The organism is Kitasatospora sp. NBC_01250, assembly GCF_036226465.1.
Lineage (GTDB): Bacteria > Actinomycetota > Actinomycetes > Streptomycetales > Streptomycetaceae > Kitasatospora.
Window position 1 is genome coordinate 3842664 of record NZ_CP108476.1, and the last position, 24009, is coordinate 3866672.

The 24009-nt window shown below is 72.6% G+C and carries 20 protein-coding genes; 6 read left to right on the forward strand and 14 right to left on the reverse strand.

Annotated elements, in window-relative coordinates; translation table 11 throughout:
* Entirely contained in the window at positions 1 to 264 is a 264-nt protein-coding gene (locus OG500_RS15660; RefSeq protein WP_327067297.1) for an SCO4848 family membrane protein, read from the reverse strand.
* Between the two features lie 166 nt (positions 265 to 430).
* Here OG500_RS15660 and OG500_RS15665 point away from each other — a divergent pair, with 166 nt between their 5' ends.
* Positions 431 to 1765, forward strand: a complete 1335-nt coding sequence (locus OG500_RS15665) for a D-alanyl-D-alanine carboxypeptidase family protein (RefSeq protein ID WP_329580781.1) — start codon at positions 431 to 433, stop codon at positions 1763 to 1765.
* On the opposite strand, the gene OG500_RS15670 is transcribed toward OG500_RS15665, so the two are convergent.
* Entirely contained in the window at positions 1762 to 2709 is a 948-nt protein-coding gene (locus OG500_RS15670; protein ID WP_327067299.1) for a YihY/virulence factor BrkB family protein, read from the reverse strand. The two genes, OG500_RS15665 and OG500_RS15670, sit on opposite strands and share 4 nt — an antisense overlap.
* A gap of 204 nt (positions 2710 to 2913) precedes the next feature.
* Between OG500_RS15670 and OG500_RS15675 the strand changes: the two genes are divergently transcribed.
* The gene (locus OG500_RS15675) at positions 2914 to 6477 is read left to right on the forward strand and encodes a bifunctional glycosyltransferase/CDP-glycerol:glycerophosphate glycerophosphotransferase (protein ID WP_329580784.1); all 3564 of its coding nucleotides are present in this window, start codon (positions 2914 to 2916) and stop codon (positions 6475 to 6477) included.
* A 111-nt stretch (positions 6478 to 6588) separates the two neighbouring features.
* Here OG500_RS15675 and OG500_RS15680 read toward each other — a convergent pair whose 3' ends face one another.
* From OG500_RS15680 to OG500_RS15710, 7 genes are all read right to left on the reverse strand, one after another.
* A complete protein-coding gene (locus OG500_RS15680) occupies positions 6589 to 8433 on the reverse strand; it encodes a stealth family protein (RefSeq protein WP_329580787.1) in 1845 nt (614 codons plus the stop codon).
* Positions 8434 to 8619: 186 nt separating this feature from the next.
* A complete protein-coding gene (locus tag OG500_RS15685) occupies positions 8620 to 9195 on the reverse strand; it encodes a 2'-5' RNA ligase family protein (protein WP_327067302.1) in 576 nt (191 codons plus the stop codon).
* Positions 9195 to 10235 (reverse strand): tryptophan--tRNA ligase, encoded by a 1041-nt coding sequence (gene trpS, locus OG500_RS15690; protein WP_329580792.1) that lies wholly within the window; start codon positions 10233 to 10235, stop codon positions 9195 to 9197. Before trpS ends, OG500_RS15685 begins: the two co-directional genes overlap by 1 nt.
* Positions 10236 to 10264: 29 nt before the next feature.
* Positions 10265 to 11614: a hemolysin family protein gene (locus OG500_RS15695; protein WP_329580794.1), complete on the reverse strand. Its 1350-nt coding sequence runs from the start codon at positions 11612 to 11614 to the stop codon at positions 10265 to 10267.
* A gap of 106 nt (positions 11615 to 11720) precedes the next feature.
* Complete coding sequence (locus OG500_RS15700; RefSeq protein WP_327067305.1) at positions 11721 to 12713, reverse strand: malate dehydrogenase; 993 nt, start codon at positions 12711 to 12713, stop codon at positions 11721 to 11723.
* 227 nt (positions 12714 to 12940) lie between these two features.
* The gene (locus OG500_RS15705; protein ID WP_327067306.1) at positions 12941 to 13354 is read right to left on the reverse strand and encodes a DUF3017 domain-containing protein; all 414 of its coding nucleotides are present in this window, start codon (positions 13352 to 13354) and stop codon (positions 12941 to 12943) included.
* A 24-nt stretch (positions 13355 to 13378) separates the two neighbouring features.
* Positions 13379 to 14233, reverse strand: a complete 855-nt coding sequence (locus OG500_RS15710) for a bifunctional methylenetetrahydrofolate dehydrogenase/methenyltetrahydrofolate cyclohydrolase (protein ID WP_327067307.1) — start codon at positions 14231 to 14233, stop codon at positions 13379 to 13381.
* A gap of 311 nt (positions 14234 to 14544) precedes the next feature.
* On the opposite strand from OG500_RS15710, the gene OG500_RS15715 reads away from it, so the two are divergent.
* Both OG500_RS15715 and OG500_RS15720 read left to right on the forward strand, forming a co-directional pair.
* Positions 14545 to 14955, forward strand: a complete 411-nt coding sequence (locus OG500_RS15715; protein WP_327067308.1) for a DUF2752 domain-containing protein — start codon at positions 14545 to 14547, stop codon at positions 14953 to 14955.
* A 74-nt stretch (positions 14956 to 15029) separates the two neighbouring features.
* Positions 15030 to 15698: an RDD family protein gene (locus OG500_RS15720; RefSeq protein WP_329580800.1), complete on the forward strand. Its 669-nt coding sequence runs from the start codon at positions 15030 to 15032 to the stop codon at positions 15696 to 15698.
* 71 nt (positions 15699 to 15769) lie between these two features.
* Here OG500_RS15720 and purH read toward each other — a convergent pair whose 3' ends face one another.
* Positions 15770 to 17353: a bifunctional phosphoribosylaminoimidazolecarboxamide formyltransferase/IMP cyclohydrolase gene (gene purH / locus OG500_RS15725; protein WP_329580802.1), complete on the reverse strand. Its 1584-nt coding sequence runs from the start codon at positions 17351 to 17353 to the stop codon at positions 15770 to 15772.
* Complete coding sequence (purN, locus tag OG500_RS15730) at positions 17350 to 18009, reverse strand: phosphoribosylglycinamide formyltransferase (RefSeq protein ID WP_327067311.1); 660 nt, start codon at positions 18007 to 18009, stop codon at positions 17350 to 17352. The genes purH and purN overlap by 4 nt, the downstream gene beginning before the upstream one ends.
* A 365-nt stretch (positions 18010 to 18374) precedes the next feature.
* On the opposite strand from purN, the gene OG500_RS15735 reads away from it, so the two are divergent.
* A complete protein-coding gene (locus OG500_RS15735) occupies positions 18375 to 19097 on the forward strand; it encodes a hypothetical protein (protein WP_327067312.1) in 723 nt (240 codons plus the stop codon).
* A 26-nt stretch (positions 19098 to 19123) separates the two neighbouring features.
* On the opposite strand, the gene OG500_RS15740 is transcribed toward OG500_RS15735, so the two are convergent.
* Entirely contained in the window at positions 19124 to 20719 is a 1596-nt protein-coding gene (locus tag OG500_RS15740) for a cell division protein PerM (protein ID WP_329580805.1), read from the reverse strand.
* Between the two features lie 167 nt (positions 20720 to 20886).
* Here OG500_RS15740 and OG500_RS15745 point away from each other — a divergent pair, with 167 nt between their 5' ends.
* Positions 20887 to 21753, forward strand: coding sequence for an RNA polymerase sigma factor (locus OG500_RS15745; RefSeq protein WP_329580807.1), 867 nt, complete (start codon positions 20887 to 20889; stop codon positions 21751 to 21753).
* A gap of 37 nt (positions 21754 to 21790) precedes the next feature.
* Here OG500_RS15745 and sucD read toward each other — a convergent pair whose 3' ends face one another.
* The gene (gene sucD, locus OG500_RS15750; protein ID WP_327067315.1) at positions 21791 to 22672 is read right to left on the reverse strand and encodes a succinate--CoA ligase subunit alpha; all 882 of its coding nucleotides are present in this window, start codon (positions 22670 to 22672) and stop codon (positions 21791 to 21793) included.
* A 17-nt stretch (positions 22673 to 22689) separates the two neighbouring features.
* Entirely contained in the window at positions 22690 to 23865 is a 1176-nt protein-coding gene (gene sucC / locus OG500_RS15755; protein WP_327067316.1) for an ADP-forming succinate--CoA ligase subunit beta, read from the reverse strand.
* Between the last annotated feature and the right edge of the window lie 144 nt (positions 23866 to 24009).

Genomic DNA, 24009 nt, shown 5'->3' on the forward strand with positions numbered 1-24009 from the left:
TCAACGGCTTTCGGCAGGGCTCGCCGTGGCCGGGCTGCGCAGCCCCCTGATCCCCACCAGACCCACCAGAACCCCCAGCACGAAGGACGTGATGGCCAGCGTCAGGTGGATCCAGAAGAAGGCCGTGGGGTGGCTGTGGTCTCCGTTGGTGAAGGCCTGGTGGGCGGAGTCCGCCCAGAGGTTCTTCACGAAGGTGGTCCAGATGATCACGGACCAGACCCCGAAGGCGGCAAGGAACCAGGAGGTGCGGCGGCTGAGCTTCATGGCGGGCGGTCCTTCGCGGTGCGGGTGGAGCTGGCGTTTCCCCAGTATGGGCAGGCGGCCGATCGGCTCAGGCGGCGGTCCCCCTTCCAGGGGACGTGGGCGACCGCCCGGGCGCGGCGGACGTTGGACTGGGTACGGACACCGAGTGCAATTGGATGCTTACCTGATGTGTCGTACCAGTCTGCGCAACCGCTCCCGCCGGTGGCCGGGGCGCCGGGCCGCCGCCCGGACGGCCGCGCTGGCCGCCGCGCTGGTCCTGGCCGCCGCGCCCGGCGCCGGTGCCCTGGCCGTCGCGGAACCACCGCCGCCCTCGGCGGTCGGCGGCGAACGGCTCGCCCAGTCGGGGGTCCAGGTCTCGCTGCGGACCGGGGCCCCGAAGCTGCCGTCGGGGCTGACCGGGATGTCCTGGCTGGTGGCCGACGCCGACACGGGTGACGTGCTGGCCGCCTACAACCCGCACCTGCGGCTGCCGCCCGCCAGCACGCTGAAGATGCTCTTCGCCGACACCGTGCTGCCCAAGTTCGACCGACGGGTCGTGCACACCGTCACTCCGGACGAGCTGCTGGGTCTGGGCACCGGCAGCAGCCTGGTCGGCATCAAGGAGGACCTCGACTACCGGGTCGAGGACCTGTGGCGCGGGGTCTTCCTCAGCTCGGGCAACGACGCGGTGCACGTGCTGGCCCACATGAACGGCGGGGTCGAGGAAACGGTCCGCCAGATGCAGCAGCGGGCCGTCGAGCTGGGCGCCGCCGACACCCACGTGGTCTCCCCGGACGGCTACGACGAGGACGGGCAGCTCACCTCGGCCTACGACCTGACGCTCTTCGCCCGCGAGGGGCTGCGCAACCCGGACTTCCGCGCCTACTGCGCCACCAAGGACGCCCAGTTCCCCGGGGCGGTGGACAGCCGCACCGGGCAGCGCAACACCTTCGGCATCCAGAACACCGACCGGCTGCTCGGCAAGTACCCGGGGCTGATCGGCGTCAAGAACGGCTACACCACCAACGCGGGCAGCACCTTCGTCGGCGCGGCCGAGCACGGCGGGCGCACGCTGCTGGTGGCGGTCATGCACCCCGACACCTACATGAAGGTGTACGACGAGACCGCCGCCCTGCTGGACTGGGGCTTCGAGGCGGCCGACCACGTGACGCCGGTCGGCAAGCTGGTCACCCCCAAGCCGCCCGCCGATGCGAGCCCCGCCCAGGGCCCGGCGGCACGGAGCCCGCTCGCCGCCGCCCCGGCGGGCCCGGCCCGGGCCGGCGTCGCGGGCGGCGGCGGGCCGGGCACACCGGCCGCGCTGCGGGGGCGCCACTCGGGCCTGTTCGGCCCGGAGACCTGGACGGTGACCGGCGCCCTCAGCCTCTGTGCGGCGGCGGCCCTGTGGCTGCTGCGCGGGCGCCGGCGCGCGCTGCGCGCCACGGCCTCCCGGACGGCGCCCTCCGGCAGAACGCCTGCGGCGCCCGAGGAGAGCGGCGGCGCCACCGCCGTGCGCCACCGCTAACGTTCGCTCCCCCGGGCGGGCGCGCCGCCGCCCAGCTCACCGGCCGCGCGGTAGGCGGCGTCCGCGCTGGCGCGGGCCCGGGCCCGCGCGCCCTCCGGATCGGCCAGCGCGGTCCAGGAGACGCAGTACATCAGCAGTCGGCAGACGAAGTTGATCCAGAGCAGCAGCGCGACCGGGACGCCGAAGGCGCCGTACAGGCTCTTGCCCGCCACCGACCCCAGGTAGGACGAGAGCAGCAGCTTGAGCAGCTCGAAGCCGACCGCCGCGATCAGCGCGGCGGTCAGCAGGTCGCGGCGGTGCTGGCCGCCGATCCGCGGGAAGGGGGCCAGCAGGTACAGGAAGAGCAGCAGGTCGGCGCCGACCGCGATGACGAACCCGGCCAGCGCCAGCAGGTAGTGCGCCGGGCCCTTGTCGGACAGTCCGAGCCCGGAGGCCAGCCGCCCGGCCAGCTGGGTGGTCACCGCGGAGGCGCCGAGCGAGGCCAGCGACACCACGCCGAGGCCGGCCAGCACCACGCAGTCCCAGGCCTTGCGCTGGAAGACGTTCCCGTCCTCCTCCGGCAGCTGCCAGATGTCCCGGATCGAGCCGCGCATGGTCTCCACCCAGCCGAGCCCGGAGATCAGCAGCAGCACCCCGCTGAGCACCCCGACCGTGGCGGCGTTGGCGACCAGCGAGTCCAGCCCGAGCGAGTTCGCCAGGCCCGGGACCTGGTCGGCGATCTTGTTCTTGAGGGTGTCCACCCGGGTCGGGGTCAGGAAGGAGACCGCGATCGCCAGCGCTACGGTGAGTAGCGGGAAGAGCGCCAGGAAGCCGAAGAAGGTGACGGCACCGGCCAGCCGGTTGCCCTTGGCCGCGGTGAAGTGCTCGTAGACGCGGTACGGGCGGCTGCGCAGCACGGCGGCGGCGAGCGGGCCGATGACCGGCAGCCTGGTGAGGAATCCCATGGGCCACGCCTACCCGATCACCGAGGGTAAAAGTCCTGCATGGTCCGACTTGCCCTGGAAGGCGCAGCTCCGCCACCTGCCATGCCCCGGGTCCGGGTGGGGGCGGACGGTAGGATCGCGGCGTACCGCCTGTCCTGTGCCCCCTGAAACGCGGGGCCCGCCCCAGGCCGTCGTTCCGCCCCTGATGAAAGGCCCGCCCAGCTGATGGCCCCCCGTCTCTCCGTCGTTGTTCCGATCTACAACGTCGAGCGGTACCTGGAGGAGTGCCTGGAATCCATCGCCGCCCAGACCATGAGCGACCTTGAGTGCATCATGGTGGACGACGGCTCGAAGGACGCAAGCGCGGCGATCGCCGAGGCTTTCGCCGCCAAGGACTCCAGGTTCCGCCTTGTCCGCAAGAAGAACGCCGGTCTCGGCGCCGCCCGCAACACCGGGCTGCTGCACCTGACCGAGGGCACCGAGTTCTTGGCGTTCGTGGACAGCGACGACACGCTGCCGCCGAGTGCGTACCAGCTGATGATCTCCACGCTGGACGAGACCGGCTCCGACTTCGCCACGGGCAACGTGCTGCGCTTCCGCGCGGTGGGCCACTACCCGTCGGGCGGGCACAGCAAGCCGTTCCGGCAGACCCGGCTGAAGACCCACATCACCGAGATCCCCGCGCTGGTCACCGACCGCACCGCGTGGAACAAGGTGTACCGGCGCTCGTTCTGGGACGCGGCCGGGCTGCTCTACCCCGAGGGCATCCTGTACGAGGACGCCCCGGTCAGCGTGCCGCACCACTACCTGGCCAAGAGCGTCGACGTGCTCTCCGAGCCGATCTACCACTGGCGCGAGCGCGAGCTCGGCGAGATGTCGATCACCCAGATGCGGACCAACCCCAAGGGCCTGGTCGACCGCGTCACCTCGATGGAGCTGGTGCGCTCCTGGCTGCTCAAGCAGACCGCGCCGAAGTACAAGGAGTACCTGCGCTCCTACGACGAGAACAACCTCGTCGAGGAGATCCCGATGTTCTTCTGGTCGGTGGTCGACGGCGAGCAGGACTACCGGGACGCCTACCAGGAGTGCGTGGGCCGGCTGCTGCGCGCGATCGGGCCCGAGCAGGTCCGCAAGCTGCGCGCGCCGCTGCGGCTGAAGTACCACCTGACCCTGCAGGGCCGGATCGACGAGTTCGTCGAGCAGATGCGCTTCGAGGCCGAGAGCAACGGCGCCGCCCCGGCGCGCGGCGTGCTCCGCCCGTACGCCGACTACCCGTTCCTGCGCGGCGGGCGCAAGAGCGTGCCCGCCGACGTGCTGCGGCTGGACAACGCGCTGGTGATGCGCAGCCGCGTCTACGAGTCGGCCTGGGAGGACGGCAAGCTGCGGCTGACCGGCCACGCGTTCCCCGAGCACCTCGGCGTGGAGAACAAGCACGACCTGGTCCGGATGCTGGTGCTGCGCGAGGCCAAGGGCAAGCGGATCGTCACGTTCAAGACCCGGACGCAGTACGCGCCGGAGGCCACCGCGAGTTCGCCGCACGACATCTACAGCTGCGACTGGGCGGGCTTCACCAGCTTCATCGACCCGGAGAAGCTGAAGAAGCGCGGCCAGTGGCAGGACGGCAGCTGGCGGGTGCTGATCGGCGGCGTCGGCAAGTCCGGCGTCTACAAGGGCCGGATCACCGGTGGCTGGGCCGACACCGCGCAGAGCTACCCGATCCACTGGGTCGACGCCAACACCCGCATCGTGCCGATACTGCGCGACAGCTTCCTGCACCTGACGGTGGAGACGCTGCGTGCCGCGCTCACCGGGCTGCAGGCCGTCGACGGCGTGATCGAGCTGCGCGGCACGGTGCGCAGCACCGCCAACCTGTCCGGGGTGCGGCTGCAGATGCACCACTCCGAGTCCGGCAACAAGATCGACTTCCCGATCGAGTTCGGCTCGCCCACCGGCCGCCCGGTGCCGTTCACCGCGCGGATCCCGGTCGAGGCGCTGACCGAGGTCCGGGACGCCTGGGCCGCGCTCGACCCGACCGCCGACACCCGCACCTCGGACCACTGGTACGCCAAGCTGCTGCTGGCCGACAAGACCGTGCTGCAGATAATCGTCGACGACCGGGTCGCGGTGCAGCACCTGGACCTGCCGCTGAACCCCGAGGCCCCGCTGGGGAGCGCGCGCGTCGTGGTCTCCAAGCCGACCGACACCGGCCACCTGCAGTTCTCCGACCAGCTGGTGCAGCCCGTGGTGGACAGCATCACCGCGGTGGACGAGGGCGGCTTCACCCTCGCCGGCCGCTTCCCGCTGCCCGGCGAGCACCGCTACGACCTGGTGCTCCAGCACACCTGGCGCGAGGAGGACTACCAGCACCCGCTGGTGATCCGGGACGGCCGGTTCGAGGTCAAGCTGCCGGCCGTGCCGATCGACTCCTTCGCCGGTCACGTGCCGCTGCACAAGGGCACCTGGGAGCTGCTGTTCCGCCCGCAGGGCGGCGACCCCGAGCTGGCCTGGCCCAAGGTCCAGGTCGCCCTGGAGGCGCACGCCTCGCTGCCCGCCGAGATCCGCGCGCGCGGCAAGCAGGTGGTGCTGGAGCGCCGCTACTACGACACGCTCTCGCTGGAGGCGCACTCCGACCTCGGCCCGCACGAGCGCAGCGGCTACCGCCAGCGCCAGCTGCGCAAGGAGATCTACCCGGCCGCCAAGAGCAAGCCGCTGCGCGACGCGGTGGTCTACAACGTGGCCAACGGCGGCCAGTACGCCGGCTCGCCGCGCGCCATCCACGAGGAGCTGGTCCGCCGCGGCCTGCCGCTGGAGCACCTGTGGACGGTGGACGACCAGCAGGCCGAGCTGCCCGAGAGCACCCGCGGGCTGCGCCAGTGGAGCCCGGAGTGGTTCGACGCGCTGGCCACCGCGAAGTACATCGTGACCAGTGCCCACCTGCCCGACTTCGTGACCCCGCGCCCGGGCCAGGTCATCCTGCAGACCTGGGTCGGCACTCCGCTCAAGCGGATCGGCCACGACTTCGAGAAGATCTGGTTCATCGACAGCAACTACCTCAAGCACCTGGACCGCGAGGTGCCCACCTGGGGCAAGCTGATCTCCGGCAGCTCCTTCGCCACCACGGTGCTGCGCCGGGCGTTCAAGTTCCAGGGCGAGATGCTGGAGACCGGCTACCCGCACAACGACATCCTGTTCGCCCCCGAGCGGGAGAAGCGGGCCGCCGAGGTGCGCCGCAAGCTGGGCCTGCCGGAGGACAAGAAGGTGGTGCTGTACGCGCCGACCTTCCGCGAGGACCGCAAGCGCCCGCACGGCGGCTACCAGATCGACCTGCGGATCGACCTGGAGGCGGCCCGCGCCGCGCTGGGCGAGGACCAGGTCCTGCTGGTCCGCCCGCACTCGAACTGCCACGGCACGATCCCGGGCAACGGCAACGGCTACGTCTACGACGTCTCGCGCTACCCGGACATGACCGACCTGCTGCTGGTCGCGGACGCGCTGGTCACCGACTACTCGGCGTCGGTCTTCGACTTCGTCAACACCGGTCGCCCGGTGCTCTTCTTCACCTACGACCTGGACCACTACCGCGACAACCTGTGCGGGTTCACCTTCGACTTCGAGAAGGAGGCTCCCGGTCCGCTGCTGGCGACCTCCGAGGAGCTGGTCACGGCGCTCGGCGACCTGGCCAAGGTGACGGCCGACCACCGCGAGGCCTACGCCACGTTCCGCGCGAACTACTGCGACCTGGACGACGGCCACGCCGCCGCCCGGGTGGTCGACGGCATGCTGGGCTGACACCGCGCCGGGACCGCGCCGGGACCTCCCGGTGCGGCCCCGGCCGGAAGCGCCCGAAGGGGCCCTCGCACGAGTGCGAGGGCCCCTTCGGGCTTCATGGCCGATACGACCTCAGTGGGACGCCTGCACCGGGACGGCCCCGGCCGGATCGGCCTGCGCCACGTCCTCCTCGGCCGGCTGCGGCTCGCCGGCGGCCGGCTCCGGTGGCTTGCTCTCGAACGGTCCGGCCACCGGGAAGTAGGCCTGCAGGAACGCCGTGACGATCCGGTCCTGCTCCGCCCGCGGCACCTGGTCCAGGGCGCCGTCGTTGAGGCAGAAGGTGTCGATCTCGCGGGCCCGCAGCAGACCCGGCAGCTGCTCCAGCGCCGCCCGCCGGTCGACGTCGACGTAGCGGTGACCGATCCGCCCCCAGGCGACCTTGCTGCTCAGGTAGCCGTGGTTGACCGCGAGCGTGACCGGTGCGACGTCGGTGGCCGAGCGGAAGGTCGAGCGGGCGGTGGCGGACAGCTCCGCGGCGAAGAGTCCGGCGCTCTCGGCGAGCAGCGTGCGGGTCAGCGGATAGGGCGCGTGGCTCAGGGTGTTGGTGGTGTCCCGGTCGTAGGCGCGCCGGACCAGTTCGCGGGTGTTCTTCTGTGCCGCGACGTACTCGTCGTCGTCTCCCGTCACCCGGCCCGGCGGGATGACCCGGGAATCCAGGTTGACCAACGGCAGGCCGTTCCCCTGGAAGAACTGTTCGGGCCGGACCGGACGGCCGAGAAACATGTCGTCATTGAAATAGAGGAAATGTTCGGCAAGATCCGGAATTCGGTGCAACTGCGTTTCGATCGAATGCGAGTTGAATACCGGGAGCACCGAGGGGTCGGCGTACAGCTCGCGGTGCGAGACCACGGTGATCCCCGGGTGGGCGGTCTCCAGCCAGTCGGGCTGCTGCCCGTCGGTGACCAGGAAGACGTGCCGGATCCAGGGGGCGTACATGGCGATCGAGCGCAGGCAGTAGCGCAGTTCGTCCCGGTTGTGAAAGCGCTCGGCGCCGCTCCCGGTGGCCGGCGGCTCGCCCATCCGGGCCAGCGTCGCCTCGCGCCGGCCGCGCCAGACCGGGTCGCTGTCGTCCACCCAGGTCACCACCGCGTCCACCGGAAAGGTGACGTCGTCCATCAGCGGGCGGGCGAAGGCCTTCGGCGCGGGGTAGTCCCGGCCGCCGATCCGCACCGTCGCGTCCGCCTCCAGGGAGGGCACCCACCAGCCGAACGGGGGTTCGTGGATGGCCGCGATGGCACCGCTGGAGGGCGCGGCCGAGTCCCAGAAGTCCAGGTCGCACCCGTGCTCGGGGCCGTAGACCAGGCTCCGGCCGCTGGTGACCACCGGCCGGTAGATCCGCACGCCCTTGACCCTGACCTGCTCGGCCCCCTCCGGCTCGTCACCGGCGGGGTTCTCGTCCGCGGGGGTCTCGTCGGCGGCCGGCTCCGGATGGCCCTCCAGGGCTGCCACGGCCGCCGGCAGGTTCTCCGCCAGCACCGTCGCGAGCGTGACGTCGTGGCCCAGCAGATCCGCGTAGACGGGCTGCCCGGCGAAGGCGGTGGCCAGGGTGGCGAGGACCTCGGCGCGCTGTCCCGGCGCGATCACCACCCAGTGGCGGGCCTCGTTGCCGCGCATCGGGGCGAACGTCAGGTCGGCGCCGACCAGCAGGTCGGTCACCTCGGTGAAGCTGCGCAGGAAAGCGTCCCCGGAGAGCAGGTCGTCACGGACCTCGGTCACCAGGCCCTCGTGCCGCACCAGCGCCGGCTGCTGCTCCAGCAGCCACTCCTCGCGCTGCCACCGCAGCTCCTCGGCGGTCGGCGGGGCGGGCTCCGGCTCGGGTTCGGGCTCCGGGGCGGGCGGCGTCGGCAACTGGTCGGTCACGCGCTGTCCGGGCAGCAGCCCGGACCGTACGCCGACCCGGCGGGCCCTGCGGGTCACGGCGCGCACCACTCGCCGAACCGTGCGGGGACAGCGCATCATCTCTCCAGACGCTGAGCCTTCTGACCGTTCCAGGCCCCCCGAGGCCATTACCGGGCGAGTATAGCGCTCAGCAGATGGTGAGGTGAATGAGAAAGTAATAAGAACCTATAGTTTTGGTTTTCTGAGAGATTCCTGAGAATCGAATTAACCGGCGCCGAGGCGGTACCCGCACCACGGACGCCAGACCGCGTCCGCCCCGCACCAGGACAGCGTGAACGAGGGCACCGCGAAGACCGCGTGGAACTCCCGCGCCTCGGCGAGGGCCGCGTCCAGCGCCTCCTCGGCCAGCCCGTGCGCCACCGTCACATGCGGATGGTAGGGGAAGGCCAGCTCCCGGGCGAGTGGTCCGGAGCGGATCGCGGCCTCCAGCTCGCGGCACTCCTGGGCGCCTTCCTCGACCCGGACGTAGACCACCGGGGAGACGGGGCGGAAGGTGCCGCTGCCGTGCAGCAGCATCCGGAACGGGCGGTGCGCGGCGGCCACCGCCGCCAGGTGGGCCCGCACCCCGGGCAGCCGCTCGGCCCGGATCTCGGTCGGCGGCAGCAGCGTGACGTGCGTGGGTATCGCGCGGGCCAGCGGATCGCCCAGCGCGGCCCGGGCGTCCTGGATCGCCGAGCCGAACGGCTCCGGCACCGTGACGGCCACGCCGATGGTCAGCGACGCGCCGGTGGTGGCGGCCCCGGGGAGGGCGCCGCCACCGGCGGGCACGGAGTCGGGCATCAGCGCTTGACGGCCGGCACGAAGCCCATGCGGTCGTAGACCGTCTCCAGCGTGACGGAGGCGACCTCGCGGGCCTTCTCGGCGCCGCGGGCCAGCACCCGGTCCAGCTCGGCCGGGTCGTCCAGGAAGAGCTGGGTGCGCTGCTGGAACGGGGCCACCCACTCGGTGAACAGCTCGGCCAGCTCGGTCTTCAGCGCGCCGTACATCTTGCCCTCGAAGTGGGCGACCAGCTGCTCGATGCTCTGCCCGCTCAGCGCGGAGTGGATCCGCAGCAGATTGGAGACGCCGGCCTTGTTCTCCTCGTCGTAGGAGACCACCGTGTCGGTGTCGGTCACCGCGCTCTTGAACTTCTTGGCGCTCAGCTTCGGGTCGTCCAGCAGGCTGATCAGGCCCTTGGGCGAGGCGGCCGACTTGCTCATCTTGGCGGTCGGGTCCTGCAGGTCCATGATCTTCGCCGTCGCCTTGGGGATGTACGGCTTGGGGATCGTGAACGTGGGCTGGTAGCGCGTGTTGAAGCGCTCGGCGAGGTCCCGGGTCAGCTCCAGGTGCTGGCGCTGGTCCTCACCGACCGGCACCGCGTCGGCCTGGTAGAGCAGGACGTCGGCGACCATCAGCACCGGGTAGGTGAACAGGCCCACCGTCGTGCTGTCGGTGCCCTGCTTGGCGGACTTGTCCTTGAACTGGGTCATCCGGGCGGCCTCGCCGAAGCCGGTCAGGCAGTTCATCACCCAGGCGAGCTGCGCGTGCTCGGGCACGTGGGACTGGACGAAGAGCGTGCAGCGCTCCGGGTCCAGGCCGGCGCCCAGCAGCTGGGCGACCGAGATCCGGGTGTTCTCGCGCAGCGCGGCCGGATCCTGGGGCACCGTGATCGCGTGCAGGTCGACCACCATGTAGAAGGCGTCATTGGCCTCCTGGAGGTCCACCCACTGGCGCACCGCGCCGAGGTAGTTGCCCAGGTGGAAGGAGCCGGAGGTGGGCTGGATGCCGGAGAGCACCCGGGGACGTTCCATCGCCGAATCGTTGACCGCTGCGTTGACCATGCCGCCATTCTTCCAGTTCCGCAAAGCGGTCAGGACCCGGCTTCGCCCGGTGACTCCCCCGGGCGCTCGCCGCCCGGCGGGGCCGCCACGGCGCTGACCCTGATCCGGTCGATCCGCCGGCCGTCCAGCGCCGCCACGGTCAGCCGCACCCCCTGCTCGGTGCCCTCCTTGGCCACCAGCACCTGGTCCCCGACCTCGGGCAGCTCGCCCAGCTCGGCCACCACGTAGCCGGCCACCGTCTCGTAGGGGCCCTCCGGCAGCAGCACGCCGGTCTCCTCGGCGAAGTCCGGCAGGTTGAGCAGGCCGTTGACCTCGACCCCGCCGCCCACCAGCCGGCGGGTCGCGGTGGTCTCCTGGGCGTCGTACTCGTCGCGGATCTCGCCGATCACCTCCTCGACCAGGTCCTCCAGGGTGACGATGCCCGCCGTGCCGCCGTACTCGTCCACCACCATCGCCAGGTGGTGGCCCTCCCGGCGCATCTCGCTCATCGCCTCCAGCACCTTCTTGGTGGCCGGCAGCAGCTTGACCGGACGGGCGATCTCGCGCACCTGCAGCGCCCGCTCGCCGTGCGCGCCGTAGAGGTCGCGCACGTGCACGAAGCCGACCACGGCGTCGTAGGAGCCCTCCACCACCGGGTAGCGCGAGTGCGGCGAGGTGCTGGTCTCCTCCCGCACCTCGACGAGCGGCTGGTCGGCGTCCAGGAAGGTGACCTCGGTGCGCGGCACCATCACCTCGCGCAGCTGGCGCTCCCCGGCCGCGAACACGTCGGCGATCAACGCCCGCTCGTCGCTGCCCAGTTCGGTGTTGGCGGCGACCAGGCCGCGCAGCTCCTCGGAGCTCATGCTGCCGCGCCCGGCCTTCGGGTCGCCGCCCAGCAGGCGCACCATCAGGTTGGTGGACCGGCCCAGCAGCCAGATCACCGGGCGCAGCGCCACCGACATCACGTCGACCACCGGCGCGGCCAGCAGCGCGAGCGACTCGGCCCGCTGCAGCCCGATCCGCTTGGGCGTCAACTCGCCCAGCACCAGCGAGATGTAGGAGATCAGCAGGGTCAGGCCGACCAGCGCGACCGCGTCCGCCACTGCGCTGGACAGGCCCAGGCGCACGAAGACCGGCGAGAGCTTTCCGGCCAGCGTGTCGGCGCCGAAGGCAGCCGACAGGAAGCCCATGCAGGTCACCCCGACCTGCACGGCCGCCAGGAACCGGTTGGGGTCGGCGGCCAGGTGCGCGGCCCGGTCGGCCCGCTTGGTGCCGCGCTCGGCCAGCGCCCGGATCTGGCCCTCGCGCAGTGAGATCAGCGAGATCTCGGCGATGTTGAACAGCCCACCGAGGACGATGAAGAGCAGGACGAGTGCGGCGTCCTGGAGGGTTTCGTTCACGGTCGGTCAGTGTAAGGCCGCCCCCACATGGCGGACGGCCTAGCGGCCCGGGGCCGACCGTTTCTGAAGCAGAAACGGTCGGCCCGGGCGATGCCTACCGGGTTGCTCAGATCAGGCCGAGCTCGGTGACGGCGTCGCGCTCCTCGGCGAGCTCGTTGACCGAGGCGTCGATCCGGGCGCGGTCGAAGGCGGAGAGCTCCAGGCCCTGGACGATCTCGAACTTGCCGTCCTTGGTGGTGACCGGGAAGGAGGAGATCAGGCCGGCCGGCACGCCGTAGGAGCCGTCCGAGACGATGCCCATCGAGGTCCAGTCGCCCGCCGGGGTGCCGTTGACCCAGGTGTACACGTGGTCGATGGCGGCGTTGGCGGCCGAGGCGGCCGAGGAGGCGCCACGGACCTCGATGATCTCGGCGCCGCGCTTGGCGACCTTCGGGATGAAGAACTCCTCGACCCACTTCTGGTCGCCGCCGACCGCGTCGAAGGCGGCCTTGCCGGAGATCTCGGCGTGGAACAGGTCCGGGTACTGGGTGGCGGAGTGGTTGCCCCAGATGGTGACCTTCTTGACGTCCTCGACCGTCACGCCGGCCTTCTTGGCGAGCTGGGCGGCGGCGCGGTTGTGGTCCAGGCGGGTCATCGCGGTGAACCGCTCGGCCGGCACGTCGGGGGCGTTGCGCTGGGCGATCAGGGCGTTGGTGTTCGCCGGGTTGCCGACCACCAGGACCTTGATGTCGTCCGCGGCGTGGGCGTTGATGGCCTTGCCCTGCGGGCCGAAGATGCCGCCGTTGGCCTGCAGCAGGTCGCCGCGCTCCATGCCGGCGGTGCGCGGGCGGGCGCCGACCAGCAGGGCCACGTTGGCACCGTCGAAGGCCACGTCGGCCTGGTCGGTGATGGTGATGTCGCGCAGCAGCGGGAAGGCGCAGTCGTCGAGCTCCATCGCGACGCCCTCGGCGGCCTTGAGGCCCTGCGGGATCTCGAGCAGGCGCAGGTTCACCGGAACGTCGGCGCCGAGCAGGTGGCCCGAGGCGATGCGGAAGAGCAGCGCGTAGCCGATCTGGCCGGCAGCTCCGGTGACGGTGACGTTGACGGGGGTGCGAGTCATGTTTCCTTCTCCAGCGATCGCCAGCATGCCCCAGGCACGTCGGCGCACTGGAGCCGAGGATGTTTTCTCTCGACATCGAGAGAACCGGCGTCAGGTTATCGCAAGGGCGGCCCGGCGGCGTGCGCACGGGCGTGGCTGGTGCGTCACAGGACGGCGGAACCCGCCCCCGCAGGGTGCGGGGGCGGGTTCGGGTACGGCGCGGACCCTCGGTACGGCGCGGGGCCGCCTCAGTGCCGCTGGCCGATGTAGGTGCCGATGTCCTCCACCTGCGGCAGCCGCAGCCACGGATCCGGCTGGGCGACCAGGGCGAGCCCCACGATCACCGCGGCGAAGAAGAGCAGCACCAGCACGTCGGTGAAGCGGCTGCGCACCGCCAGCATGCCGACCTCGGGCAGCAGCAGCCGCAGCAGCGCCCCGAGCAGCATGGCGCCGCCGATGACCAGCAGGCCGTAGCGGAAGTCGGCCCGCCAGGTGATCGCCAGCCCGATCCCGACCACGGACAGCACCAGGACTATCGGCCACTGCCGCACCGGCAGCGAGTGGTCGCGGCCCAGTGCCGCCCCGGAGCCCTCCGGCGGCAGCGTCCCCGTGGTCCTGGCCGGCCGCCGACGCGTGGACCGGCCCGTTCGTAGCGCGCTCATTTCCGGTATCCCCAGGGGTGGCGACTAGAGGGCGGCCTGACGCTCGGCCGCCTCGACGATGTTGTTGAGCAGCATGGCGCGGGTCATCGGGCCGACTCCACCCGGGTTCGGCGAGAGCCAGCCGGCCACCTCGGCGACCGCCGGGTGCACGTCGCCGACCAGGCCGGCCTCGGTGCGGCTGACGCCGACGTCCAGCACGGCCGCGCCCGGGCGCACGTCCTCCGCCTTGACCAGGTAGGGGACGCCCGCGGCGGCGACGATGATGTCGGCCCGGCGCAGGTGTGCGGAGAGGTCGCGGGTGCCGGTGTGGCAGAGCGTCACGGTCGCGTTCTCGCTCTTGCGGGTGAGCAGCAGGCCGATCGAGCGGCCCACCGTGACACCGCGGCCGACCACGACCACGTCCGCGCCGTTGATCTCCACGTCGTGACGGCGCAGCAGCTCCACGATGCCGTACGGGGTGCAGGGCAGCGGACCCTGGATGCCGAGCGCGAGGCGGCCCAGCGAGGTGGGGTGCAGGCCGTCGGCGTCCTTGTCCGGGTCCATCAGCTCGAGCACCGGGTTGGCGTCGAGGCCCTTGGGCAGCGGGAGCTGGACGATGTAGCCGGTGCAGGCCGGGTCCTCGTTGAGCTCGCGGACCTTGGCCTCCACCTCGGCCTGGGTCGCGTCCGCGGGGAGCTCGACCTGGATCGAGGCGATGCCGACCTGGGCGCAGTCGCGGTGCTTGCCGCGCACGTAGCTGTGGCTGCCCGGGTCGTCGCCGACCAGGACGGTGCCGAGACCGGGGGTGATGCCCCGCTCCTTGAGGGCCGCCACACGGACGGCGAGTTCGGACTTGATCGCGGCCGCGGTGGCCTTGCCATCGAGAATCTGGGCAGTCATACCCCTATCCTCCCGGATCGGCGGCACTGCTTCCGCACCCGGCAGGACCGGTGCGGCCGAGAAGGCGCCCCCTTAACGGAACGTGTGGATCCGATTGCGGTTGCGCCACAGTTGGGGCCGGACCGCGGGAACGCACTGGACAGCCCGCCCGGCGCCGTCGAGCATAGGCTTCGAGCACCAGTCAGAAGGCCCTGGATCCGCCGCGCGCGGGCCCCGGGCGATCGGGGGAAGAACGTCGTGACCACGCCTCAGCACCGGCGGCGAGAACGCCGCGCCCGCACACCGGAGCACCCGCCGCGGCCCGCCACCCGGTGATCACGCCGGTCCGGGCCGCCCGGCCCGCCCCCGGCCCGCTGACCGGCCGACTGGCCCGCACCGCGCTGCGCTGCTCCCTCGCGGCCGGCGCGGCCGTGCTGGTGGCGGTGCTGCACGACGCCCACGACCCGGGCGTGCTCTGCCCGCTGCGCCGGCTGACCGGGATCCCGTGCCCCGCCTGCGGGAGCACCACCGTCTTCATCGAGGCCGGCCACGGCCACTGGCTCGCCGCGCTGACGGCCAATCCGGTGACCGTGCTGGCGGTGCTCGCGCTGCTCACCGCGCCGCTCGGCGGCGGCGCCTGGTGGTGGTCCCTGACACCGCGTCGGCGCACCGGGGTGGTCGCCACCGCGCTGGCCGTCGCCTGGATCTGGCAGCTGCAGCGTCTGGGTGTCACACCGTCATAGCCCTCCACTAGTCTCACCCGCTGTTCCACCCGTCCCCACCGTTCATCGAGCACGTCCCCGTCCGGAGGCCTTCCGTGTCCTACCCGCCCGATCCCAACAACCCCTACGGCCAGCCGCAGCAGGCCCCCTACGGCGTTCCCCCGCAGCAGCCGAACCCGTACGGCCAGCCGCCCGCCTACGGCTACCCGCAGCAGGGCGCTCCGCAGGGCTACGGCTTCCCGCAGCAGCCGGCCCCCTACGGCTACGTCCCCGTGGCGCCGCCGGTGCTGGCGAGCTGGGGCGCCCGGGTCGGCGCGTACTTCATCGACTTCCTGGTCGTCGGCCTGCCCGTGATCATCTGTTACTTCATCGGCGGCGCCATGCTGGTGAGCACCGTGGTGAAGAGCCAGACCAACTGCCCGCTGGACGAGAACGGGTTCCCGAACTGCCCCGCGCCCTCCACCAGCCTCAGCGGCGGCGGCCTGGCGATCATCGTGGTCGGCATCGTGCTCAGCCTGATCCTGGGCATCTGGCAGCTGGTCCGCGAGGGCCAGGGCCAGACCATCGGCAAGAAGGCCGTGGGCATCCGGCTGGTCCGCGAGATCGACGGCCAGCCGCTGGGCTTCGGCATGGCCTTCGTGCGCAAGCTCGCCCACTTCCTGGACGGCTTCCTGTGCGGCCTGGGCTACCTGTGGCCGCTGTGGGACGACAAGAGCCAGTGCTTCGCCGACAAGGTGACCAACAGCCTGGTGATCCGCGCCTGACCGGCGCCCGCGAACACCCGGACGGCCCGGCGCTCCTGACGGAGTGCCGGGCCGTTCGCGCGGTGCCGCGGTCAGTGGAAGAAGTGCCGCGTCCCGGTGAAGTACATCGTGGCGCCGGCCGCCTGGGCCGCCTGGACGACCTCCTCGTCGCGCACCGAGCCGCCCGGCTGGACGACGGCCTTCACACCCGCGTCGAGCAGGATCTGCAGGCCGTCCGCGAACGGGAAGAACGCGTCCGAGGCGGCGAACGAGCCGCTCGCCCGCTCGCCCGCGCGTTCGACGGCCAGCTTGGCCGAGTCGACCCGGTTGACCTGGCCCATGCCGACGCCGACCGAGGCACCGTCCTTGGCCAGCAGGATCGCGTTGGACTTCACCGCGCGGCAGGCCTTCCAGGCGAAGGCGAGGTCGGCCAGCTCGGCCTCCGAGAGCGCCGTTCCGGCCGCCAGCGTCCAGGTGGACGGGTCATCGCCCGCAGCGTCGATCCGGTCGACGTCCTGGAACAGCAGCCCGCCGCTGATCCGCCGCGCCTCGCGGCGCTCGCACGGGGCCTGCGGGGCGCTCAGCACCCGGAGGTTCTTCTTGCGGGCGAGCACCTCGACGGCGCCCTCCTCGTAGCCCGGGGCGACGACGACCTCGGTGAAGATCGGCGCGATCTGCTCGGCCAGCTCGACGGTGACCGGGCGGTTGACCGCGATCACGCCGCCGTACGCGGAGAGCGGGTCGCACGCGTGCGCCTTGCGGTGCGCCTCGGCGACGTCGGCGCCCACCGCGATGCCGCACGGGTTGGCGTGCTTGATGATCGCGACGGCCGGGCCCTCGTGGTCGTAGGCGGCACGGCGCGCGGCGTCGGTGTCGACGTAGTTGTTGTACGACATCTCCTTGCCGTGCAGCTGCTCGGCGCCCGCCAGGCCGCCGGTGCCGTCGAGGTACAGGGCCGCGCTCTGGTGCGGGTTCTCGCCGTAGCGCAGCACGTTCGAGCGCTCCCAGGTGGCGCCGAGGAAGGCCGGGAAGGCCTCCGTCGACTCCGTGTAGCCCGAGGCCTCGAACCACTGCGCGACCGCGACGTCGTACGCGGCGGTGTGCGCGAAGGCCGTGCCGGCCAGCCGCTTGCGGGTCAGCAGGTCGAAGCCGCCCGACCGGACGGCGGCCAGCACGTCGCCGTAGCGCGCCGGGTCGACCACGACGGCGACCGACGGGTGGTTCTTGGCCGCGGCGCGCACCATGCTCGGCCCGCCGATGTCGATCTGCTCGACGCACTCGTCCGGGGTGGCGCCGGAGGCGACGGTGGCGGCGAACGGGTAGAGGTTGACCACCACCAGGTCGAAGGGCTCGATGCCCAGCTCGGTCAGCTGCGCACGGTGCGACTCCAGGCGCAGGTCGGCGAGCACACCGGCGTGCACCCGGGGGTGCAGCGTCTTCACGCGCCCGTCCAGGCACTCCGGGAAGCCGGTGAGCTCCGAGACCTCGGTGACCGGCACGCCGGCGGCGGCGATCCGGGCGGCCGTCGAGCCGGTGGAGACCAGCTCGACCCCGGCGGCGTGCAGGCCCTGGGCCAGCTCCTCCAGGCCGGTCTTGTCGTACACGCTGACCAGCGCGCGGCGGATCGGACGGATGTTCTCGGAGACGGGCGGCGCGGCGTGGGGGGCGGAACTCATGCCGGGATCCAAACCTTTCGGTCTTCGATGCGGTGGCCTTCGCGGGCGAGACGGCCCACGACCTCGACGAGCAGCTGGCGCTCGACAGTCTTGATGCGCTCGTGCAGCGCTTCGCCGCCATCGGCATGGTCGGCGTCGGTGATCGGCACGACGCCCTGCGCGATGATCGGCCCGGTGTCCACTCCGGCGTCGACCAGGTGGACGGTGCAGCCGGTGACCTTCACGCCGTAGGCGAGCGCGTCGGTGACACCGTGCGCGCCGGGGAAGGCGGGCAGCAGAGCGGGGTGGGTGTTGACGATCCGGCCGGCGAAGGCGCTGATGAAGCGGTCGCCGAGGATCTTCATGAAGCCGGCCGTGACCACCAGGTCGGGCTGGTGGCCGGCGACGGAGTCGGTCAGCGCCGCGTCCCAGTCGGCCCGGTCGGCGAAGTCCTTCACCCGGTGCACGAAGGTCGCCAGGCCCGCCTGCTCGGCGCGCTCCAGCCCGGCGATGCCCGACCGGTCGGCGCCGACGGCGACGATCTGCGCGCCGTAGGCGGGGTCGGCGACCGCGTCGATCAGCGCCTGGAGGTTGGTGCCGGAACCGGACACCAGGACCACCAGACGGGCGGGACGGTCGAGCGGGGCTGGGAAGGCGAGCGGGTGAGCGGCGGCCACTGCGCGGGTCTCCGTACGTCGGGGTGCCGGCCCGCTGGTACGTCCACCGGAGGGTGGGGCCACTACGGACTGGCGGCAGGTCGGCTGGCGATGGGTGTGCCGGGGACGCCGCTGCGTTGCGGGGCCCGGGAACCTGGGAGGGCTGCTGACCGTCACCACGATAACGGCTGGCTGAACGGGTGCTGTACCTGGGATTCTGCTTGACGCGCGTAGATGAGAGCGGGATCTCCCCGGCCCCCTCGCGCGCCGTCCGCAGGCCGCCCGACACTGCGGTTTCGCATCGAACGGCAGGCCGCCCCGTGCTCCTCAGCAGCCTGCGGGATCATGGGTCGCGACGCCCGACGACGATGAGGACCCCGACCGACATGAGCAGCGGCAAGAACAGCGACGAGCGCAACCCCTTCGCGCCGCCGCCTCAGGACGCTCCGGACCAGCCGTGGCGTCCGCGCCTTCCGCAGGGTCGCTCGGGCGGGACCTCCGAGGGCGCCCCCGAGGACGGCGAACGGCCCGCCGCTGAAGGCCGCCCCGGCCGCCCGCCGGTGCCGCCGCCGCACCCGTGGAGCCCGAACTGGCAGGGCGGCGGCGGCCCCGGCTGGCCGGACCGGCCACAGGCCCCGCAGCAACCCAGATTCGACCCCAACGACCCGCGCCACCGCCGCTCGCGCTACGCGCTGATGAGCGGCATGGCCTCGCTCTTCTGCGGCCTGGACAGCTTCATGGCCTTCGCCCTGCTGTTCGGCGCGCTCGCGCTCTACTGGGGCATCAGCGCACTGCGCGGCGGCGGCCAGCCGAGCACGCCCGCGACCGGCGCCGACCGCGCGCCGGAGCCGACCGCCGCCGACCCGCGCACCGCGCCGCCGCTCGGCTGGCCGTACGCGCAGCGCAGCCGCCCGCAGGTGCCGGCCGCGCTCGGCGGGCTGATCACCGGCGGGGTGGCCGTCGCCCTGGTGCTCGGCAGCTTCGCGCTGCAGGTGGTCTACCGCCCCTACTACACCTGCTTGAACGACGCGCTGACCTCGGTGGGCACCCAGAGCTGCTCGAACCTCGCCCCGCACTGGCTGGTCACGATGGACGACCCGCAGAACTGACACTGACACCGCCTCGCTGCGGCCTCTCACTCCGGCCGCTCGCCGCGGCCCCGGCCCGGCCGCAGGCGCAGCGCCGTCCACCGCGCGGCGAGCGCGGCCCGGGAGCGCGGCACCAGCCGGCGCCGGCCGTGCGGGCCGTCGCCGCGGGGATCCGGGCCGCCGAGCTCCGGGCCGTCCAGCTCCAGCTCGTCCAGCGCCGGACCGGCCAGGACCAGCGCGCCCGAAGCCGGGCCACCCCGCTCGGACCCGTGCAGCCCCGGCCCGCCGAGCCCCGGTCCCGGCCCGGCCCACGCCGACCCGGCCCACGCCGACTCGTCCCATGCCGCCGCGGCCGGCGCCGCCCGGCGCAGCAGCCACCAGCGGACGACGAGCGCACCGGGGAGCACCAGCACCGCGAACCAGCCGGCCGCCACCGTCCCGCAGGCGAACGAGGGCCCCAGCCGCGCCATCCGGCCGCCGCCCGCCGCTCCCCCGGCCAGCCAGCCGGCCAGGGCCACCAGCGCGCCCGCCGCAGCCGCGGTCGCCAGCCCGGCCAGCGCGGTGCCCGGCGCACGCCACGGCTGCCCCGGTTCCGCCCGGTCCGTGTCGTCCTCCGCCGCCTCCACCAGGTAGGCCGGCTCGACGGCGGCACGCCGCCCACCGCCCCAGGCTGCCGCCCGGCCCAGCAGCCCGGCCGCCACCGCCCCCGCCAGCGCCGGAACCAGCAGCACCAGCAGCTGCCAGCCCGAGGCCGTCGTGGGCGCCAGCGCCAGCAGCGGGAAGTCGGGCAACGCGCCGTGCTGCACCCGCCCGGGCGCCACCACGGTGTCGGTCCCCAGCAGGAAGCCCGGCCCCAGCGCATAGGCACCGGCCCAGAGCACGGCGTTCGGCACCAGCAGCAGGCAGCTCAGCAGCACGCCCAGCGCGGCGGGCACGCTGCCGCCGGCCAGCGCGCGCACCGCGGGGTCGGTGGTGTCGGTGCGCAGCAGCGCCGCCATGCCGAAGAGCAGCGCGCCGCCCGCGAGCAGGATCAGCAGCCCGGCCGTCACCGCCGCCCGGACCGCACCCGGGCTGCCGGCCGGCAGCCGCCGCCGGACCGCCGCCAGCCGGCCCGGCCCCACCGGTGCAGGCCCGACGAACCCGGCCCCGCCGTGCACGCCCCACTGCGCGGCGGCGTAGCCCAGCAGCGCCACCGCGAGCAGGTCGGGCAGCGGCTCGGCGCGCAGGCCGCCACCGCCCGCCGCACAGGCGAGGGCCACCGGCAGTGCGACCAGCAGGTACCCGGTGCAGAGCAGCGCCGGGACCGGGCCGGTGCGCGGCTGCGCCGCCACGGCCGCGCGGGCGGCGGCGCAGCGCAGCAGCTGCGCGTTCAGCAGGGTGAGCAGCAGCGGGGTGAGCGAGAGCGGTGCCCCGGCGCCCCGGGTCAGCGGTCCGCCGTGGCCGAGCAGCCACAGGACCCCGACCAGCCGGGCGGCGTCGGCGGCGCTGTCGTGGCCGGTGGCGGTGAGGACCCACAGGACCAGCACGGGCACGCCGGTGACGGCGAGTCCGAGGAGCGCAGCGGTGGCCCCCGCCAGGAGCGGGCCCGATCCCGGCGAGCCGACACCGCGCGGAATCCGACGACCCATCAGGTGCTGCGTCATGAGCCTCATGGTGCCGCCGTCACTCGTCCTGCCGCGTGCAAGCGGCGCCCGCTCGCCGTGTCCCGGATTATCTGATTGTGCGTCAGATCCTTGAACCAGATGAATCCGTAGCCGCCGCCCGCCCCGACGATCCGGGCCCGGCGCCCGATCGCTCCCAGTACCAAGCATTGTACGAACGGTCGTACGACGAACTTCTCCAGCAGACGTACCTGGTCACCGCCGGCCGGCACCGGCTCGCCAGGCATGCCGTCCAGCAGGCCTTCGAGGCCGCCTGGACCCGCTGGGCCGAGGCCGCCACCGACCCCGACCCGGCGCGCTGGCTGCGCACCCGCGCCTTCGCCACCGCGCTCGCCCCCTGGCACCCGGGCGGCCCGCCGCACGCCCGCCGACTGCGACCGCCGTGGCGGCAGGCCGAGGCGGCGGACCCGGCGACGGCGGCCCCGGAGACGGCCGACCAGGCAGCGGCGGCCGACCGGGCGCTGCTCGGCGCGCTGCACCGGCTGAGCCGGGCGCGCCGCCACGTGCTGGTGCTGCACGACGCGCTGGGCCTGGGGCCCGCCGAGATCGCCCTGGAGGTCGAGGCGAGCGCCACCGCGGTCGACCACCGGCTGCGCGCCGCCCACCTGGAACTGGCCCGCGCGCTGCCCGACCTGGTGGGCGCCGACCCGCTGGCGCCCGGCTTCGGCGAGCGCCTCGGCGGGCTGCTCTACCGGACGGCGGTGCGGCACTGCCCGCCCGCGGCCACGGGGCAGCACGTGCCCCGGACGCTGCCCGCCCGGGCCCGGCTGCGCGCGGCGGCGCTGCCCGCCGCCTCCGGCCTGCTGGTGCTGGTCACCGCGACGGCCATCGCGGGCACCCTGGACGGCCACGGCCCCTCGGCCTGGTTCGACCGGCCGCCCACGCCCGCGCCGCTCTGCACCGGCACGCTGAACGGCAGCGCGGGCCCGGCCGGCCCGGCGCACGTCGCCGGCCTGCGCAGCCTGTGGTGCGCCGAGGACGGGCCGCACGCAAAAGGCCGCACCCCGGACCGGTGATCCGGTCCGGGGTGCGGCGGTGAGGCGGTGTCGGCTGTCAGCCGATCAGCTCACGCGCCAGGCGAGCGGTCTCGGACGGCGTCTTGCCGACCTTGACACCGGCGGCCTCCAGGGCCTCCTTCTTCGCCTGGGCGGTGCCCGAGGAGCCCGAGACGATGGCGCCGGCGTGGCCCATGGTCTTGCCCTCGGGGGCGGTGAAGCCCGCGACGTAGCCGACGACCGGCTTGGTCACGTTCTCCTTGATGAAGGCGGCGGCGCGCTCCTCGGCGTCGCCACCGATCTCACCGATCATCACGATGATCTCGGTCTCCGGGTCGGCCTCGAACGCGCGCAGCGCGTCGATGTGGGTGGTGCCGATGACCGGGTCGCCACCGATGCCGACGGCCGAGGAGAAGCCGATGTCCCGCAGCTCGTACATGAGCTGGTAGGTCAGCGTGCCCGACTTGGAGACCAGGCCGATCTTGCCGGCCTTGGTGATGTCGGCCGGGATGATGCCCGCGTTGGACTTCCCGGGGGAGATCAGGCCGGGGCAGTTCGGGCCGATGATCTGGGTCTTGCCGCCCTTCTGGCCGGCGTAGGCCCAGAACCAGGCGCTGTCGTGCACCGGGACGCCCTCGGTGATGACGACCGCGAGCGGGATCTCGGCGTCGATCGCCTCGACGACGGCGCTCTTGGTGAACGCCGGCGGGACGAAGATGACGCTGACATCGGCGCCGGTGGCCTTCATGGCCTCGGCGACGGTGCCGAAGACGGGCACCTCGGTGCCGTCGACGTCAACCGTGGTGCCGGCCTTGCGCGGGTTCACGCCGCCGACGATCTTGGTGCCCGAGGCCAGCATGCGGCGGGTGTGCTTCATGCCCTCGGAGCCGGTCATGCCCTGAACGATGACCTTGCTGTCCTCGGTAAGGAAGATAGCCATGGTGAGAGTCCCCTTCCTTACTTCGCGTTGGCCAGCTCGGCGGCGCGGTCAGCGGCGCCGTCCATGGTGTCCACCTGCTCGACGAGCGGGTGGTTGGCGTCGGTGAGGATCTTGCGACCCAGCTCGGCGTTGTTGCCGTCGAGACGCACGACCAGCGGCTTGGTGACCGCCTCGCCCTTGCTCTCCAGCAGGGCCAGCGCCTGCACGATGCCGTTGGCGACCGCGTCGCACGCGGTGATGCCGCCGAAGACGTTGACGAAGACCGACTTGACGTCGGGGTCGCCCAGGATGATCTCCAGGCCGTTCGCCATCACCTCGGCGGAGGCGCCGCCACCGATGTCGAGGAAGTTGGCGGGCTTGACGCCGCCGTGGTTCTCACCGGCGTAGGCGACGACGTCCAGGGTGCTCATGACGAGCCCCGCGCCGTTGCCGATGATGCCGACCTCGCCCTCGAGCTTGACGTAGTTGAGGCCCTTGGCCTTGGCCGCCGCCTCCAGCGGGTTGGCCGCGGCCTTGTCCTCGAGCGCGGCGTGGTCGGCCTGACGGAACTCGGCGTTCTCGTCCAGCGAGACCTTGCCGTCGAGCGCGATGATCTTGCCGTCACCGGACTTGATCAGCGGGTTGACCTCGACCAGCAGGGCGTCTTCCTTGATGAAGACGGTCCACAGCTTCTGCAGGACCTCGGCCACCTGGTCGGCGACCTCGGCCGGGAACTTCGCGGCAGCGACGATCTCGGCGGCCTTCTCCGGGGTGCAGCCCTCGTTGGCGTCGACCGGGATCTTGGCGAGCGCGTCGGGGTTCTCCTCGGCGACGACCTCGATCTCCACGCCGCCCTCGACGCTGGCCATGGCCAGGAAGGTGCGGTTGGTGCGGTCCAGCAGGAACGAGACGTAGTACTCGTCCTTGATGTCCGCGGTCTGGGCCAGCATCACCTTGTGAACGGTGTGGCCCTTGATGTCCATACCGAGGATCGCCTCGGCCTTGGCGACGGCGTCGGCCGGGTCGGCGGCGAGCTTGACGCCACCGGCCTTGCCACGGCCACCGACCTTCACCTGAGCCTTGACGACGGCGCGTCCGCCGAAGCGCTCGGCGATGGCGCGAGCTGCTTCGGGGGTCTCGATGACATCACCGTCAAGCACGGGTACGCCGTGCTTGGCGAAGAGGTCCCTCGCCTGGTACTCGAACAGGTCCACGTGTGTTCGTCCTTGTTCGTGGTCGCGGATTGTGTCTCTACGAGCGTGCCACGGCAGGATCTTCGCTGCGGGTCGTCGGGGCCGTGCGGGTACGCAGAGTTGCGGCCTTGCGGCCCACGCGGTCTCGGGCGCACACGTCAATCA

Coding starts and splice junctions, on each gene's coding strand:
- OG500_RS15700 (WP_327067305.1), bottom strand. CDS start 12,713: ATGACTCGCACCCCCGTCAACGTCACCGTCACCGGAGCTGCCGGCCAG.
- OG500_RS15705 (WP_327067306.1), bottom strand. CDS start 13,354: ATGAGCGCGCTACGAACGGGCCGGTCCACGCGTCGGCGGCCGGCCAGG.
- OG500_RS15710 (WP_327067307.1), bottom strand. CDS start 14,233: ATGACTGCCCAGATTCTCGATGGCAAGGCCACCGCGGCCGCGATCAAG.
- OG500_RS15735 (WP_327067312.1), top strand. CDS start 18,375: ATGAGCAGCGGCAAGAACAGCGACGAGCGCAACCCCTTCGCGCCGCCG.
- OG500_RS15675 (WP_329580784.1), top strand. CDS start 2,914: ATGGCCCCCCGTCTCTCCGTCGTTGTTCCGATCTACAACGTCGAGCGG.
- OG500_RS15740 (WP_329580805.1), bottom strand. CDS start 20,719: ATGACGCAGCACCTGATGGGTCGTCGGATTCCGCGCGGTGTCGGCTCG.
- OG500_RS15670 (WP_327067299.1), bottom strand. CDS start 2,709: ATGGGATTCCTCACCAGGCTGCCGGTCATCGGCCCGCTCGCCGCCGCC.
- trpS (WP_329580792.1), bottom strand. CDS start 10,235: ATGGTCAACGCAGCGGTCAACGATTCGGCGATGGAACGTCCCCGGGTG.
- OG500_RS15660 (WP_327067297.1), bottom strand. CDS start 264: ATGAAGCTCAGCCGCCGCACCTCCTGGTTCCTTGCCGCCTTCGGGGTC.
- sucD (WP_327067315.1), bottom strand. CDS start 22,672: ATGGCTATCTTCCTTACCGAGGACAGCAAGGTCATCGTTCAGGGCATG.
- OG500_RS15665 (WP_329580781.1), top strand. CDS start 431: ATGTGTCGTACCAGTCTGCGCAACCGCTCCCGCCGGTGGCCGGGGCGC.
- OG500_RS15685 (WP_327067302.1), bottom strand. CDS start 9,195: ATGCCCGACTCCGTGCCCGCCGGTGGCGGCGCCCTCCCCGGGGCCGCC.
- purH (WP_329580802.1), bottom strand. CDS start 17,353: ATGAGTTCCGCCCCCCACGCCGCGCCGCCCGTCTCCGAGAACATCCGT.